This window comes from Pseudomonas sp. JS3066, from assembly GCF_036328175.1.
Lineage (GTDB): Bacteria > Pseudomonadota > Gammaproteobacteria > Pseudomonadales > Pseudomonadaceae > Metapseudomonas.
Map to the genome: position 1 here is coordinate 1,399,792 of NZ_CP143312.1, position 15,743 is coordinate 1,415,534.

General features: G+C 65.4%; 15 protein-coding genes, 1 pseudogene and 1 riboswitch. Of the genes and pseudogenes, 14 read left to right on the forward strand and 2 right to left on the reverse strand.

Going from position 1 to position 15,743, the window contains the following annotated elements; all coding sequences use genetic code 11:
• Nucleotides 1–4 precede the first annotated feature (4 nt).
• The 12 genes from SA496_RS06670 to SA496_RS06725 all read left to right on the forward strand — a co-directional run bounded on the left by SA496_RS06670 (nt 5) and on the right by SA496_RS06725 (nt 11,490).
• Complete coding sequence (locus SA496_RS06670) at nt 5–325, forward strand: hypothetical protein (RefSeq protein ID WP_120652006.1); 321 nt, start codon at nt 5–7, stop codon at nt 323–325.
• A gap of 46 nt (nt 326–371) precedes the next feature.
• Nucleotides 372–585: riboswitch (cobalamin riboswitch) on the forward strand.
• A 70-nt stretch (nt 586–655) separates the two neighbouring features.
• Nucleotides 656–2,536, forward strand: a complete 1,881-nt coding sequence (gene btuB / locus SA496_RS06675) for a TonB-dependent vitamin B12 receptor (protein ID WP_330115622.1) — start codon at nt 656–658, stop codon at nt 2,534–2,536.
• Nucleotides 2,537–2,549: 13 nt separating this feature from the next.
• A complete protein-coding gene (gene cobO, locus SA496_RS06680; RefSeq protein ID WP_120652000.1) occupies nt 2,550–3,161 on the forward strand; it encodes a cob(I)yrinic acid a,c-diamide adenosyltransferase in 612 nt (203 codons plus the stop codon).
• A 66-nt stretch (nt 3,162–3,227) separates the two neighbouring features.
• On the forward strand, nt 3,228–4,526 hold the full coding sequence (locus SA496_RS06685) for a cobyrinate a,c-diamide synthase (RefSeq protein ID WP_330115188.1): 1,299 nt from the start codon (nt 3,228–3,230) through the stop codon (nt 4,524–4,526).
• A complete protein-coding gene (bluB, locus tag SA496_RS06690) occupies nt 4,523–5,173 on the forward strand; it encodes a 5,6-dimethylbenzimidazole synthase (protein ID WP_153917941.1) in 651 nt (216 codons plus the stop codon). Before SA496_RS06685 ends, bluB begins: the two co-directional genes overlap by 4 nt.
• Entirely contained in the window at nt 5,170–6,078 is a 909-nt protein-coding gene (cbiB, locus tag SA496_RS06695; RefSeq protein WP_330115189.1) for an adenosylcobinamide-phosphate synthase CbiB, read from the forward strand. The genes bluB and cbiB overlap by 4 nt, the downstream gene beginning before the upstream one ends.
• Nucleotides 6,071–7,063: a threonine-phosphate decarboxylase CobD gene (gene cobD / locus SA496_RS06700; protein WP_153917945.1), complete on the forward strand. Its 993-nt coding sequence runs from the start codon at nt 6,071–6,073 to the stop codon at nt 7,061–7,063. The genes cbiB and cobD overlap by 8 nt, the downstream gene beginning before the upstream one ends.
• Nucleotides 7,060–8,517, forward strand: a complete 1,458-nt coding sequence (locus SA496_RS06705) for a cobyric acid synthase (RefSeq protein ID WP_330115190.1) — start codon at nt 7,060–7,062, stop codon at nt 8,515–8,517. The genes cobD and SA496_RS06705 overlap by 4 nt, the downstream gene beginning before the upstream one ends.
• A gap of 105 nt (nt 8,518–8,622) precedes the next feature.
• On the forward strand, nt 8,623–9,144 hold the full coding sequence (gene cobU / locus SA496_RS06710) for a bifunctional adenosylcobinamide kinase/adenosylcobinamide-phosphate guanylyltransferase (RefSeq protein ID WP_120651987.1): 522 nt from the start codon (nt 8,623–8,625) through the stop codon (nt 9,142–9,144).
• Complete coding sequence (gene cobT / locus SA496_RS06715; protein ID WP_120651986.1) at nt 9,141–10,199, forward strand: nicotinate-nucleotide--dimethylbenzimidazole phosphoribosyltransferase; 1,059 nt, start codon at nt 9,141–9,143, stop codon at nt 10,197–10,199. Before cobU ends, cobT begins: the two co-directional genes overlap by 4 nt.
• Nucleotides 10,196–10,762, forward strand: a complete 567-nt coding sequence (gene cobC / locus SA496_RS06720; protein WP_120651984.1) for an alpha-ribazole phosphatase family protein — start codon at nt 10,196–10,198, stop codon at nt 10,760–10,762. The genes cobT and cobC overlap by 4 nt, the downstream gene beginning before the upstream one ends.
• Nucleotides 10,759–11,490, forward strand: a complete 732-nt coding sequence (locus SA496_RS06725) for an adenosylcobinamide-GDP ribazoletransferase (protein ID WP_120651982.1) — start codon at nt 10,759–10,761, stop codon at nt 11,488–11,490. Before cobC ends, SA496_RS06725 begins: the two co-directional genes overlap by 4 nt.
• 95 nt (nt 11,491–11,585) lie before the next feature.
• Here the strand turns inward: SA496_RS06725 and SA496_RS06730 are convergent.
• Both SA496_RS06730 and SA496_RS06735 read right to left on the reverse strand, forming a co-directional pair.
• Nucleotides 11,586–11,888, reverse strand: a pseudogene (locus SA496_RS06730) (endonuclease domain-containing protein); the annotation flags it as partial.
• A gap of 85 nt (nt 11,889–11,973) precedes the next feature.
• Nucleotides 11,974–13,794 (reverse strand): acyl-CoA dehydrogenase C-terminal domain-containing protein, encoded by a 1,821-nt coding sequence (locus SA496_RS06735; protein WP_330115191.1) that lies wholly within the window; start codon nt 13,792–13,794, stop codon nt 11,974–11,976.
• A gap of 171 nt (nt 13,795–13,965) precedes the next feature.
• Here SA496_RS06735 and SA496_RS06740 point away from each other — a divergent pair, with 171 nt between their 5' ends.
• The gene (locus SA496_RS06740; protein ID WP_120651978.1) at nt 13,966–14,379 is read left to right on the forward strand and encodes a MarR family winged helix-turn-helix transcriptional regulator; all 414 of its coding nucleotides are present in this window, start codon (nt 13,966–13,968) and stop codon (nt 14,377–14,379) included.
• Nucleotides 14,380–14,422: 43 nt separating this feature from the next.
• Complete coding sequence (locus SA496_RS06745; protein WP_120651977.1) at nt 14,423–15,628, forward strand: MFS transporter; 1,206 nt, start codon at nt 14,423–14,425, stop codon at nt 15,626–15,628.
• Nucleotides 15,629–15,743 lie beyond the last annotated feature (115 nt).

Sequence of the window (15,743 nt, forward strand, 5' to 3'; positions counted from 1 at the left end):
GGGCATGCCCGAACCGATCCGCCTGCCGCCCCAGCCCGACGCCTGCGAGTTGTGTGGCCGGGCTGCCGCGCTCACCCGTCATCACCTGATCCCCAAGGCTCTGCACGACAAGCCCTACGTGCAAAAGCGCTACGCGAAGAACGAGCGCATCACCGCCACCCTCTGGGTGTGCAGGCCCTGCCACAACCAGATCCACAAGCTGTTCAGCGAGAAGGAGCTGGCCCTGAACTACAACAGCCGGGAGGCCCTGATGGGTGACGAGCGCCTGCGCACCTTCGTCGACTGGCTGGCCGCCAAACCCGCCGGCTTCAATCCGAGGCACTGAATGGCACGTGTCCGCTAGCATTTGACGCTACCCCGCGCACCCTCTAACCTTCGCCGCTGCCTCAGGTGCCCCTCGGCTATTGCTGAAGGGGTGAAACAGGGAAGCCGGTCCATTCCTTCGAAGAATCCGGCGCTGCCCCCGCAACGGTAGGCGAGTAGAACGCCGCAATCGGCCACTGTGCCCCAGGCATGGGAAGGCGCGGCACGGGAGTTTCGGCTCCACTCGCAAGCCCGGAGACCGGCCTGTCGCAAGCAGGGCATCGCGGAGTCGTCCGCATGCAGTTCCCTTTAGAGATGTCGCGCGGGTGGCACGACGGAGATCCATACCTTGATTCGCAAGCCTTTCATCAGGCCGGCGGCGCTTGCGCTGCTCGGCAGTTCCTCCATTTCTCCCTTGCTGGTTGCAGCGCCCCTGACGCTGGACGAGCAAGTGGTTACCGCGACCCGTAGCGAACGACCGGTGCGCGCCAGCCTGGCCGCCAGTACGGTGATCGACCGCGAAGAGATCGAGCGCAGCCAAGCGCGTTCGGTGCCTGAGCTGCTGCAAAAAGTCCCGGGCGTGACCCTCAGCAACAACGGTGGCCCTGGCAAGAACACCACATTGTTCATGCGCGGCACCGAATCCGACCACGTGCTGGTGATGATCGATGGCGTCAAGGTGGGCTCGGTCAGCGCCGGCCTGACGGCCTTCCAGGACCTGCCTGTCGAGCTGATCGAACGAATCGAAGTCGTCCGTGGGCCGCGCTCCAGCCTTTATGGCTCCGAAGCCATTGGTGGCGTGATCCAGATCTTCACCCGCAAAGGCGGCAAGGAAGGGTCCAAACCTTGGTTCTCCGCCGGCTATGGCACCCATGACAGTTACCAAGGCAGCGCCGGCGTGTCCGGTGGCGATGGCAAAGCCTGGTACAGCCTCGGCGTTAGCAGCCAGGACACCGACGGCATCAACGCCAAGAAACCGGAAAGATTCGATCCCACCATCTACGAGCCCGACAGCGATGGGTACCGGAACATCTCCGGCAACCTACGCGCGAGCTATCGATTCGATAATGGTCTAGAGCTGGATGGCACAGCGCTGAGGGCCCAGGCGCACAACGATTACGACGGAATCTACGACGAAATCGACGACGATTCTGATACCGTCCGCAGAGTCGGTTTTCGCTCCAATTCTGATGTGGAGCAGACTGTGCTCGGCGGTCGGGCTCGGTACTCGCCGCTTGAGCCCTGGACCGTCACGCTTCAAGTCGGCCGGAACGATGACAAGTCCAAGGATTATCGCGATGGGGCCTTTGATACTCGTATCGATACACGCCGCGACAGTGCGGCGTGGCTGAACGATTTCACGCTCGCCGATGGCCATGTCCTGACGGCGGGCGTGGATTGGCAGCATGAGCAAGTCAGCAGCACTAAGACTTTTGGCAGAGACTCGCGACTGAACAGAGGCTGGTTTGCCCAGTATCTGGGCGAACACGGGCGCCAGGACTGGCAGCTCAGCCTACGCCGCGATGACAACGAGCAGTTCGGCACCCACGACACCGGTAATGCCGCCTGGGGTTATGCGCTAACCGAAGAGGTGCATTTCAGCCTGAGCTACGGCACCGCATTCAAGGCGCCCAGCTTCAATGAGTTGTACTACCCCGGCTACGGTAATCCGAACTTAGATGCTGAAACCTCGGAAAGCTTCGAAGCCGGTCTTGCTGGGCGGCATGGCTGGGGTCATTGGTCGGCCAACCTCTTTCGCAACAATGTCGATGATCTGATCGCGTACGACAGCACGATCAGAGGCCCGAGCAACATTGGCAAAGCGCGCATCGATGGCCTGGAACTGGTATTGGGTGGCCTGTGGCTGGGGTGGGACTGGAACGTCAACGCCACCTTTCTCGACCCGCAGAATCGCGAGTCCGGTGCCAAGTCTGGTAATGATGTGCCGCGTCGTGCACCAGAGGTCTTCAATCTTGACCTCGATCGCCGCATTGGGCGCTTCGGCCTCGGCGCGACCCTGCATGCCGAAGAGCGGCGTTTCGACGACGTTGAAAACAACGATCACCTGGCCGGCTACGCCACCGTCGACCTGCGCGGTGAGTACTGGCTGACCGAGGAGTGGCGCCTGCAGGCCAAGGTGACCAACCTGCTGGATGCCGACTACGAAACCGCGCTGGACTACAACCAGCCGGGGCAAGCTGTTTACTTCACCGTCCGCTATCAAGCCCTGTGACGAGGTACTCACGATGACCGAATCCGCAGACCGCGACGCCCGCCACAAGGCGCGCATGCAACGCAAGAAGGCCGTGGTCGACGAAAAGATCGCCCAGGCCCAGGACGAGTACGGCCTGCTGCTGGTGCACACCGGCAACGGCAAGGGCAAGAGCAGTTCGGCATTCGGCATGGTCGCCCGTGCCCTCGGCCACGGCCTCAAGGTGGGCGTGGTGCAATTCATCAAGGGCGGTATGTCCACCGGTGAAGAGAATTTCTTCCGTCGTTTCCCAGAAGAAGTCAGCTACCACGTGATGGGCGAGGGCTACACCTGGGATACCCAGGATCGCCAGCGTGATATCGAGAAGGCGCGCGCCGCCTGGACGGTCGCGCGCGGACTGATGGACGACCCGCAGATCGGCCTGGTGGTACTGGATGAGCTGAACATCGCCCTCAAGCATGGCTACCTGGAGCTGGACGACGTGTTGCGCGACATCGAGTCCCGCCCCGAACACCAGCATGTCGTCGCCACCGGCCGGGGCGCGCCCCAGGGCCTGATCGACGCCGCCGACACCGTTACCGAAATGACTCTGGTCAAGCACGCCTTCAAGTCCGGTGTGAAAGCCCAGAAGGGTGTGGAGTTCTGATGTCAGGCACTGCCACTGTTTTTACCCCCTCTCTATTCAGGGAGAGGGAAGGGGAGAGGTTTTGCCATGTCTGACCTCACTCGGAGCTGCCCCGCACTTCTGATCGCCGCCCCGGCCTCCGGCCAGGGCAAGACCACCGTCACCGCAGCGCTCGCTCGCCTGCACGCCCGCGAGGGCAAGCGGGTGCGGGTGTTCAAGTGCGGGCCGGACTTTCTCGACCCGATGATCCTCGCCCGCGCGTCCGGCGCACCGGTCTACCAGTTGGACCTGTGGATGGTGGGCGAGGCGGAAAGTCGCCGCCTGCTTTGGGAAGCTGCCGGAGAGGCTGATCTGATCCTCATCGAGGGCGTGATGGGCCTGTTCGACGGCTCGCCGTCCGCCGCCGACCTGGCTCGCCATTTTGGTGTGCCGGTACTCGGCGTGATCAATGGTGCCGCCATGGCGCAGACCTTCGGTGCTCTGGCTGTGGGCCTGGCCACCTACCAGCCGGACCTGCCCTTTGCCGGTGTGCTCGGTAATCGCGTCGGCAGCCAGCGCCACAGCGACCTGATCCGCGACAGCCTGCCGGACTGGATTCGCTGGTATGGCTCGCTGCCGCGCAGCGCGGATGTGGAGCTGCCCAGTCGCCACCTGGGGCTGGTGCAGGCCGAGGAACTGGCCGACCTGGATGCACGCCTGGACGCCGCCGCCGACGCCCTGGCCGCCAGCGCAGAAGTGGCGCTACCGCCATCGGTGAGTTTCGCCGCACCCGAACTGCAGTCGCTCGGCAAGGAACTGGCCGGCGTGCGTATCGGCATCGCGCGGGATACCTCCTTTGCTTTCCTCTACCAGGCCAACCTCGACCTGCTGCAGCAGCTTGGCGCCGAACTGGTGTACTTCTCGCCACTGGCCGATGAGTGCCTGCCCGAGGTGGACAGCCTGTACCTGCCGGGCGGCTACCCCGAGCTGCATTTGCGCCAGCTGGAGGGTAACCGCGCCATGGCTGAGGCCATCCGCGCGCACCACGGCGCTGGCAAACCGATCCTCGCCGAATGCGGCGGCATGCTTTACCTGCTGGACGCCCTGACCGACGCAGGAGGTGAATGCGCCGAGCTGGTTGGCCTGCTGCCCGGCCGCGCCACCCTGCAGAAACGCCTGGCGGCCCTGGCTCTGCAGGAAGCGCCCCTGCCGGAAGGCAACCTGCGTGGACACACCTTCCATCACTCCTTGCTGGATTCCACCCTGGAGCCCCTGGTTCGCGGCCTCTGTCCGAACGACAAACCGGTGGCAGAAGCCGTGTTCCGCAGCGCAAGACTCACCGCCTCGTACATTCACTTCTACCTGCCGTCCAACCCAAGGGCGGCGGCGGAGCTGTTCAGACCATGAGCGAACACGCCTTCAGCCCGGAAGAGCGCGCGGCGGTCTATCGCGCCATCGCCGAGCGCCGTGACATGCGCCACTTCAGCGGCGGCGAAGTGGCGCCCGAACTGCTGGCGCATTTGCTAGAGGCCGCCCACCAGGCTCCCAGTGTCGGGCTGATGCAGCCCTGGCGCTTCATCCGCGTCACCTCCAGTGAACTGCGGGAGCGCATCCATGCCCTGGTGGAGGCGGAGCGGGTGCGCACGGCCGAGGCCCTGGGCGAGCGCTCCGACGAGTTCATGCGGCTCAAGGTGGAAGGCATACGCAATTGCGCCGAACTGCTGGTGGCGGCGCTGATGGACGGCCGCGAGGCTCACGTGTTCGGCCGTCGAACCCTGCCGGAGATGGACCTGGCCTCGCTTTCCTGCGCCATCCAGAACCTCTGGCTGGCGGCCCGCGCCGAAGGCCTGGGAATGGGCTGGGTGTCGCTGTTCGAGCCGGATGCCCTCGCCGAACTGCTGGGCATGCCGGCGGGCAGCAAGCCTGTTGCGGTGCTTTGCCTTGGCCCGGTGAATGCGTTTTATCCGGCCCCCATGCTTGCGCTCGAGGGCTGGGCCAAGCCACGTCCGCTGGCGGATCTGGTATTCGAGAACCAGTGGGGGGAGCGCCCATGAGCCTGGGTTTCCTCACGCTCGGCGCCGTGGCGCTGGATGCCCTGTTCGGTGAGCCCAGGGGCTGGCACCCGCTGGTGGCCTTCGGCAGGCTCGCCAACCGCCTGGAGCAACGCTTCAACACGGGCGGGCGTGGCTGGCGCAGTCATGGCGTGAGTGCCTGGGTACTTGCCGTGTTGCCGCTGACCTTCGCTGCCTGGCTGCTTTCGGAACTGCCCTATATCGGTTGGCTGGTGGGCGTCATTGCGCTCTACGCCGCCATTGGCCTGCGCAGCCTCAACGAGCACGCAGAGCCGGTAGCCAACGCACTGCAAGCGGGGGACTTGCCGGAAGCACGCAAGTGCGTCGGCTACATGGTCAGTCGCGAAACCCGCGAGCTGGACGAAGGGGCCGTGGCCCGCGCCGCTACCGAGTCGGTGCTGGAGAACGGTAGCGATGCCGTGTTTGCCGCGCTGTTCTGGTTCGCGGTCGCCGGTGCGCCGGGCGTGGTGCTCTATCGTCTGTCCAACACACTGGATGCCATGTGGGGCTACCGCAATGCACGCTTCGAGCGCTTTGGCTGGGCGGCAGCGCGCATCGACGACGTCCTCAATTACATCCCGGCGCGGCTGGTGGCGCTGACCTACGCCCTGCTCGGCAAGACGGCACTGGCTCTGCGCTGCTGGCGCCGGCAGGCCCCGCAGTGGGACAGTCCCAACGCCGGCCCGGTGATGGCTGCCGGCGCGGGCGCTCTGGGCGTAGCCCTGGGTGGCCCGGCGGTCTATCACGGCGAGCTGCATGAGCGCCCGGTGCTGGGTGAAGGTCCGCAGGCCCGCGCCGAGGATATCCGCCGCGCCATGGACCTGGTGCGCCAGGGCGTGTTGCTCTGGCTTGTGGTGCTGATCATCGGAGGCTGGCTCCTTGCTTGAACATGGCGGACGACTTCGCGCGGCGGCGCGGCGTTACGGAATTGCCGAAGCGGGCTGGCTCGATCTTTCCACCGGCATCGCCCCCTATGGTTGGGAATTGCCGGCCATTCCGGTCGCGGCCTGGGCGCGTCTGCCCGAGCTGGAGGACGGCCTGGAAGACGCGGCCCGGCGTTACTACGGCTGCGAGTCGCTACTGCCGGTGGCCGGTTCCCAGGCCGCGATCCAGGCATTGCCGCGCCTCCGTGAGCGCAGCCGGGTAGGGGTGATCTCGCCTTGCTATGCCGAGCATGCCCATGCCTGGCGCCGTGAGGGTCACGAACTGGAGGCGCTGGATGCGCAAACCGCCGAGCGTGAGCTGGAACGTTTCGACGTGGTGCTGGTGGTCAACCCGAACAACCCCACTGGCGAGCGACTGACGCCGCAAACCCTGCTGGGCTGGCGCGCTCGTCTTGCCGAGCGGGGCGGCTGGCTGCTGGTGGACGAAGCCTTCATGGACTGCACGCCGCAGCAGAGCCTGGCGAGTCATTGCCCGTTGCCGGGGCTGGTGGTGCTGCGTTCCTTTGGCAAGTTCTTCGGCCTGGCGGGAATCCGCCTGGGCTTCGTCCTGGCCGAAACAGCGTTGCTGGATCGACTCAACGAATGGCTCGGCCCCTGGGCGGTCAGCGGTCCGGCCCGGGCCCTGGCCAAGGCGCTGTTGCAAGATGAAGCGGGACAAACGGTTCAGCGGCAAACCTTGCTGCGCGATGGTTTGCGTCTGGAAACGTTGTTGCGTGATTGCGGCCTGCCTCCCGCTGGCGGCACCGCGTTGTTCCAGCGCCTGCTCCGCGACGACGCTTTGGCCCTGCACGAATTTCTCGCCGCTCGCGGCATTCTTACCCGGCTTTTCACCTCGCCACCCAGCTTGCGCTTTGGTCTGCCGCCGGACGAAGCCGGCTGGGCACGCCTCGGCCGGGCTCTGACAGATTTTTCCAAGGAGCGCCCATGACGACCCTGATGGTGCAGGGCACCACGTCCGATGCGGGCAAGAGCACCCTGGTGACGGCCTTGTGCCGCTGGCTCAAGCGCCGGGGCATCGCGGTGGTGCCCTTCAAGCCGCAAAACATGGCGCTGAACAGCGCGGTGACCGCCGACGGTGGCGAAATCGGTCGTGCCCAGGCGGTGCAGGCCCTGGCCTGCGGATTGGCGCCGCATACCGACATGAACCCGGTGCTGCTCAAGCCCAATACCGATATTGGCGCCCAGGTGATCATCCATGGCCGCGCCGTCACCAGCATGAATGCGGTCGCTTATCACGACTACAAGAAGGTCGCGATGGCAGCGGTGCTTGAGTCCCACCAGCGCCTGAGCAGCCAGTATTCCGTGGTGATGGTCGAGGGTGCCGGCTCCCCGGCGGAGATCAATCTGCGCGCCAACGACATTGCCAACATGGGCTTTGCCGAAGCGGTCGACTGCCCGGTGATTCTGGTAGCCGACATCGATCGTGGTGGCGTGTTCGCCCATCTGGTGGGCACCCTGGAGCTGCTGTCGGAAAGCGAACAGGCGCGGGTGAAGGGCTTCGTCATCAACCGCTTCCGGGGTGATATCGCCCTCCTCGAGCCGGGCCTGGACTGGCTGGAGCAACGCACCGGCAAGCCGGTGCTCGGCGTTCTGCCCTACCTCACCGACTTCCACCTGGAAGCCGAGGACGCCATCGACCAGCGGCAGTCCGCCAAGACTGGCGATGTGCTGCGGGTTGCGGTGCCGGTGTTGCCGCGCATCAGCAACCACACGGACTTCGATCCGCTGCGATTGCACCCACAGTTACAGCTCACCTTCGTCGCCCCCGGCCAGCCCATTCCGCCAGCAGACCTGATCATCCTTCCCGGCTCGAAGAGCGTGCGTGCCGACCTTGCACGGCTGCGCGAGCACGGCTGGGATCAGGCGCTGCAACGTCACTTGCGCTATGGCGGCAAGGTGCTCGGAATCTGCGGCGGTTTCCAAATGCTCGGACGCACCATCGTCGACCCTCACGCCCTGGAAGGTCCGGCAGGGGAGAGCGTCGGCCTTGGGTTGCTGGACATCGACACGGTGCTGGAGCCGGAGAAGCAGCTACGCAATGTCTCTGGCACCCTCCGCCTGGAAGACGCGGCGGTGAGCGGCTACGAGATCCACGCTGGCGTCACCACCGGCGTTGGCCTGGAAAACCCCATGGTGGTGTTGGACGACGGCCGCACCGATGGCGCCCGCAGTGTCGACGGCCAGATCATGGGCACCTACCTGCACGGGTTGTTCGAATCCTCCGCCGCCAGTGCCGCCATCCTGCGCTGGGCCGGTCTCGCCGCTGTCCAGGCGGTGGACTACAACGCACTACGCGAGCGCGATATCGAACGCCTGGCAGACCTGGTAGAGCAGCACCTGGATACGCGGAGGCTGCAATTACTGTGCGGATTGTCCCTGTAGGAGCCAGCTTGCTGGCGGACCTTCGGCGCAACCTTCGCCAGCAAGCAGGCTCCTACGGCCGTGCTCCCTATCCAGGGCCAGCCCCACGAACGACGAGGTTTAACGATGCTTGAACTCATCCTCGGCGGTGCCCGCTCCGGCAAAAGCCGGTTGGCGGAAAAGCTCGCTGCTGAAAGCGGCCTCAAGGTCATTTATATCGCCACCAGCCAGCCGCTGGACGGCGAGATGAGCGCGCGTGTCGCCCATCATCGTGCCCGCCGTCCGGAGCACTGGGGGCTGGTGGAAGAACCGTCGCAACTCGCTCGAGTGCTGCGCGAGAGCGCCGCCGACGATACCTGCCTGCTGGTTGACTGCCTGACGCTCTGGCTGACCAACCTGCTCATGCTGGACGATCCGGCGCGGCTGGACGAAGAGCGCGAAGCGCTGCTCGGTTGCATCGCCGGGCTTCCCGGTCGCGTGCTGCTGGTAAGCAATGAAACCGGCCTGGGCGTCGTGCCCCTGGGCGAGCTGACCCGTCGCTATGTCGACGAGGCCGGCTGGCTGCACCAGGCCCTGGCCGAACGCAGCGAACGGGTGATCTTCACCGTCGCCGGCTTGCCCATGATCCTCAAGGGAGATTCCCTATGACTCCGCTGCACTGGTGGCAGGCCCCCTGCCAGCCCCTCGATCCCATCGCTCGTGCCAAGGCCCAGGCCCGGCAGGATCAGCTGACCAAGCCCCGTGGCGCCCTCGGTCAACTCGAGGACCTCACCATCACGCTCGCCGCCCAACAAGGGCGCGAGCGGCCGTGCATCGATCGCCCCTGGTTCGCGGTCTTCGCCGGTGACCACGGCGTGGTGGAAGAGGGCGTGTCCGCCTATCCACAGGCGGTGACCGGCGAGATGCTGCGCAACTTCGTCCGCGGCGGTGCCGCCATCAGCGTGCTGGCCAAAAGCCTCGGCGCAACCCTGGAACTGGTGGACCTGGGCACAGCGTTGCCATTGGAACCCCTGCCGGGTGTGCTGCACCTGCACGTGGGCGCCGGCACCGCGAATTTCGCCCGCGAACCGGCAATGACCGCCGCCCAGTGCCTGATCGCCCTGCAAGCCGGCCGCTCCAGCGTCGAGCGCGCCTTGGGCGCGAGCGCCGATCTTTACGTCGGCGGCGAAATGGGCATCGGCAACACCACCACCGCCAGCGCCCTGGCCTGTGCCCTGCTGGACCTGCCCGCCACCGCGATGGCTGGCCCAGGCACCGGTCTCGACGGCAAGGGAGTGGCCCACAAGATCCAGGTCATCGAACATGCCCTGGCGTTGCATCGCGAAGGCTGCGACAGCCCGCAGGAAACCCTGCGCCGCCTCGGCGGCTTCGAAGTAGCGGCGCTGACCGGCGCCTACCTCGCCTGCGCCCAGCTGGGCCTGCCGGCGTTGGTGGACGGCTTCATCTGCAGCGTGGCGGCGCTATGCGCCGTGCGCCTGAACCCCGCCTGTCGCGAGTGGCTTCTGTTCTCCCATCGTTCCGCCGAGCCGGGTCACGTCGCCGTGCTCGAGGCACTGGAGGCTCAGCCGCTACTGGACCTGGGCCTGCGCCTGGGCGAAGGCAGCGGGGCCGCCATCGCACTGCCGCTATTGCGCCTGGCCTGCGAACTCCATGGCGGCATGGCGACCTTCGCCGAAGCTTCGGTTTCGGACCGGCCGGAATGAAGCTCGACCTCCTGAGGCATGGTGAAACCGAACGGGGCGGCGGCTTTCGTGGCAGCCTCGACGACGCCCTGACCGACAAAGGCTGGACGCAGATGCGCGCGGGCATCGTCGGCGCCGGGCCATGGGACGTGCTGGTGAGTTCGCCCCTGCAACGTTGCGCCGCGTTCGCCTGCGAGCTGGAGCTGCAGCTTGGCCTGCCGCTGCATTTCGATTCCGACCTGCGCGAACTGCACTTCGGTCAATGGGAAGGCCGCAGCGCCGCCGAATTGATGGAGGATCACGCCGAGGGGCTTGGCCAGTTCTGGAATGACCCCTATAGCTTCACCCCGCCGGACGGTGAAACCCTGCTGGACTTCGAGGTTCGGGTGCTGGCTGCCGGTGAGCGTCTGCTGGAGCGCTTCGCCGGAAAGCGGGTGCTGCTGGTCACCCATGGCGGTGTGATCCGCATCCTGGTGGCCCGCGCCCGGCAGTTGCCGCGCACCGGGTTGATGCAGGTGGAAGTGGCCCATGGCGAGCTGTTCCGCCTGACCTTCGACGTACACGGTCTGCGGGAGCGCCCATGACGCCCCTGCTGATCGCCCTGCAATTCCTCACCCGTCTGCCCGTGCGTCTGCCGGGTATGCCGGAGCCGGCGCAGATCGGCCGGTCGCTGCTCTGGTATCCCCCGGTCGGATTGCTGCTCGGCGCACTGCTGTTGGGCGGTGCCTGGCTGCTGGACGGGCATCCGCCGCTGTTGTCGGCGGCCCTGTTGCTGGCACTCTGGATCGGATTGTCGGGCGGCCTGCATCTGGACGGATTGGCGGACACGGCCGATGCCTGGGTAGGTGGCTACGGCGACCGCGAACGCACCCTGACGATCATGAAGGACCCACGCAGCGGGCCGATCGCGGTGGTGGTGCTGGTGGTGGTGCTGCTGCTCAAGTTCGCTGCATTGACGGCCCTGTTGCAGGCAGGGCAATGGCTGCCCCTGTTGCTGGCGCCCTGGCTGGCGCGAGGGATGTTGCCCCTGCTGTTCCTTACCACCCCTTACGTCCGTCCCGGCGGCCTGGGACAGGCGATTGCCGAACATCTCCCGCGCCGCGAATTGCCGATGTGGTTGGCGGTTCAGGGGGCACTGATTCTGCTGCTGGGCTGGCCCGCCTGGATCGCCCTGGTGGCGGCGCTGGCGCTGTTTGGCTGGCTGCGCGGGCGGTTCATGCAACGCCTGGGTGGCACGACCGGGGATACGGCGGGAGCGATGGTGGAGTTGGTGGAGGTGGGGGTGTTGGTGGGGGTGGCGTTGTTCGCCTGATCTGCCCTCTCCCCCGGCCCCTCTCCCTGAAGAGGAGAGGGGCCGGGGGAGAGGGGATTGCCGGGAAATGCTTCCTCCGCTGCCAATCGGATGGCTTCGAGCACGGCTTCAGTTTCCTGCAGCACTTCGTGGTTCCAGAACCGCAGGACCCGGAATACCCGCACGACGAACCAGGTGTCTCGCGCTTCATTGGACTTACTTTCCGGGTGCTGCCCGCCGTCCACTTCAATCACCAGCATCCGTTCCTGGCAGATGAATTCGACGATGTAGGGTCCAATGGGTTTCTGCCGCCGAAACTCCATTCCGAGTAACCGCTTTGCGCGCAGATGCTGCCAAAGCCGCTGCTCCGCATCCGTCTGTTCTACCCGAAGCCGCCTGGCAAACTCGAGCCTTTCCATGGCCTTTCCTCTGATGTGGAAAGGCTCGATCTTCTATGCAATCAGCTTCGTTGCCTTCCGAAAATTCCCCGCGATTCCCCCGATCTCACTCAAATACAAAATGCTCGCCCGCCAGTCCCATCACCGTCCCAGTCGGCTTCAGCATGGCCGTCGCGTGCCCTTTTGCGCGAGGTAGCAGGCGGGCGAAGTAGAAGTCGCTGGTGGCCAGTTTGGCGCGGTAGAACTCGGCGGAGTCCGCGCCACCTTCGCGCAGCCGCACGCGGGCCGCGCGCTCTTGCAGGGCCCAGGCATAGGCCAGGGCGGCGTAGCCGGAGTACATCAGGAAGTCGTGGCTGGCGGTGCTCACCAGGTCGCGGTCCTTGCGGGCGCGCAGGGCGATGCGCAGGGTCAGCCAGTTCCATTGCGCGGCCATCCTGAGCAGCACCAGGGCTCGTCCGCGCATGGCGGGTTCGGTCTTCAGCAGTTCGATGGCGAAACGGGCGAGCTCGCCTGTGAAGTCACGCACGGCCTTGCCTTGGGTCATCAGCAGCACCTTGCGGCCCAGCAGGTCAAGGGCCTGGATGCCGGTGGTGCCCTCGTAGAGGGTGGCAATTCGGGCGTCGCGGACGATCTGCTCCATACCGTGTTCTCGGATGTAGCCATGGCCGCCGAACACCTGCATGCCGAGGTTGGCGCTTTCCAGGCCCAGCTCGGTCAGGCAGCCCTTGAGAATCGGCGTGAGGAAACCGAGTTTGTCATCCCAGTGGGCGTACTGCCGTTCGTCCTTGTGCAGGATGCCTTCGATCATGCGGTCGGCGTACTGGGTAGCGAGGTAGACCAGCGCACGGCCACCTTCGGCCACGGCTTTCTGGGTCAGTAGCATGCGTCGTACGTCGCCGTGGACCATCAGTGGGTCGGCGACGGAGTCGGGTTCCTTGGTGCCGGACAGGGCGCGCATGGAGCGGCGTTCGCGGGCGTAGGCGAGGGCTCCCTGATAGGCCAGTTCCGCGGTGGCCACGCCCTGGATGGCAGTCCCGATACGGGCGCTGTTCATGAAGGTGAACATACATTCGAGGCCCTTGTTCGCTGGACCGATGAGAAAGCCGGTGGCACCGTCGAAGTTCATCACGCAGGTGCTGGAGGCCTTGATGCCCATTTTCTTCTCCAGCGCCCCGCAGCTCACCCCGTTGCGCTCGCCCAGGCCGCCATCGGTGCCGGGAAGGAACTTGGGCACGATGAACAGGGAGATGCCGCGCGTACCTTTCGGCGCATCCGGCAGTCGGGCGAGCACGATGTGCACGATGTTCTCGGTGAGGTCGTGCTCGCCCGAGGAGATGAAGATCTTGGTGCCGGTCAGGGAATAGCTGCCGTCGGGATTGGCATCGGCGCGGGTCTTCACCTGGCCAAGGTCGGTGCCGCACTGGGGCTCGGTCAGGCACATGGTGCCGCCCCAGCGGCCTTCGGTGAGAGGCACCAGGTAGGTCCTTCTCTGTTCCTCGGTGCCGTGCTGCATCAGGGTGTTCATGGCGCCGAGGGAGAGGCCCGGATACATGGAGAACGGCCAGTTGGCGGTGCCGAGCATTTCCTGCTTAAGAGCACCAAGGCTCATCGGCAAGCCCTGGCCGCCGTATTCCACCGGGTGCGACAGGCCTTGCCAGCCGCCGGCGACATAGGCGTCGTAGGCTTCCTTGAAACCCTTGGGTGTGCGTACCTCGCCGTTTTCCAGGTGGCAACCTTCCTCGTCGCCGCTGTGGTAGAGCGGGGCGATCACTTCTTCGCAGAGCCGTGCGCATTCGCCGAGGATGGCGTCGACCATGTCAGGGGTCGCTTCGCCGCCATTGGCCAGGGCGCGGTAGTGGGCGGGAAAGTCGAAGACTTCGTTGAGCAGGAAGCGCGTGTCGCGCAGCGGGGCTTTGTAGCTGGGCATGGTGACCTCGGCGTGCGTTGATGGCCCGGTTTATACGGGGCAGGCCACGCGAGATCCTTGGCAGCGGCTACGACAGCCTCTGGCAATTGGGACAATCACCTTCGGCCAGCGGGCGTCGAACGGCAGGCTTGGATTGACGATCAGGCAGTTGCGGGTATATACACGTATCCCATGTTGCCGACCCAATGCCTCTGTACCAAGCTGCGCCGCGTCACGCGAAGCGTGACCCGGCTCTACGACGATGCTCTCGAGGGCGTTGGGGTGAACGTCGCCCAGTATTCGCTGTTGAAGAACCTGGCGCGGCTGGATCAGCCCAGCATCACCAGCCTGGCGGAAGCCCTGGGTCTGGATCGCAGCACCCTCGGGCGCAATCTGAAGGTGCTTGAAGGCAAGGGGCTGGTGCAGTTGGAGGGCGGTGAGGACCAGCGCAATCGTCTGGTTTCGCTAACCGCTGCCGGGCACGCCAGGCTCGATGAAGCGCTGCGGGCCTGGGAACAGGTACAGGTGCAACTGGGGCAACGCATAGGACTGGAGAAGCGAGCGGCGCTGATGGCGCTGCTGGATGATCTGGAACACATCAGCTGATTCTTTCGATGGAAAGCGGGTATGTACCCGTAAAGGATTTTCTATGACATCGGTATGGCGTACGAGTGGCTGGGTTCTTCTTGGGGCGTCACTGATCCTGGCGCTTTCCCTGGGCATTCGGCATGGCTTTGGCCTGTTCCTGGCGCCGATGAGCAGCGAGTTCGGCTGGGGCCGCGAGGTATTCGCCTTCGCCATCGCCCTGCAGAACCTGATCTGGGGTCTGGCGCAGCCCTTCACCGGGGCTCTGGCCGACCGCTTCGGCGCGGCGAAGACGGTGATCGTGGGCGGCGTGCTCTATGCCTTGGGCCTGGTGCTGATGGGGTTCGCCGATTCGGCCCTGTCGCTGTCGTTCAGTGCCGGTCTGCTCATCGGTATCGGCCTGTCGGGCACCTCCTTCTCGGTGATTCTCGGCGTGGTAGGGCGCGCCGTGCCTGTGGATAAGCGCAGCATGGCGATGGGCATCGCCGCAGCCGCCGGCTCCTTCGGCCAGTTCGCCATGCTGCCCGGCACCCTCGGGTTGATCGGCTGGCTAGGCTGGTCGTCCGCGCTGTTGGCGCTGGGCCTGCTGGTGGCGCTGATCGTGCCGCTGGTAGGGCTACTCAAGGACAATCCGCCGCCGCCCCAGGCCCATGAACAGAGCTTGGGCGAAGCCCTGCGCGAGGCGACATCGCATAGCGGTTTCTGGCTGTTGGCCCTCGGTTTCTTTGTCTGTGGCTTCCAGGTGGTATTCATCGGCGTGCATCTGCCGGCCTACCTGGTTGACCAACACTTGCCAGCTTCGGTGGGCACCACGGTGCTGGCGCTGGTAGGGCTGTTCAACGTGTTCGGCACTTACATCGCCGGCTGGCTGGGAGGCCGTCACGCCAAACCGAAGCTGCTTACCGGGCTTTACCTGCTGCGTGGCGTGGTGATCGTGGCGTTCGTCTATTCGCCGCTGAGCATTTGGAGCGCCTATGCCTTCGGTATGGCCATGGGGTTGTTGTGGCTGTCTACAGTCCCCCTGACCAATGGCACGGTCGCGACCCTCTTCGGCGTGCGCAACCTGTCCATGCTCGGTGGTATCGTCTTCCTGTTCCACCAGCTCGGCGCCTTCCTCGGCGGTTGGCTGGGTGGCTACCTCTATGACCACACGGGCAGTTATGAACTGGTATGGCAGATTTCCATCTTCCTCAGCCTGCTGGCCGCCGTGCTGAACTGGCCGGTGCGCGAACAGCCGGTGGCGCGCCTTCAACCCGCCGGGGCCGCATGAGCCTGTACCTGGGCTGGGCACTTGGCGCCCTGCTCGCGGGCTCGCTGCTGGCCTTGGGCTGGTGGGGCTGGGAGCAGGGTGGGCTGGCGTTGATGCAGCTGGGCTTCAATTGCTA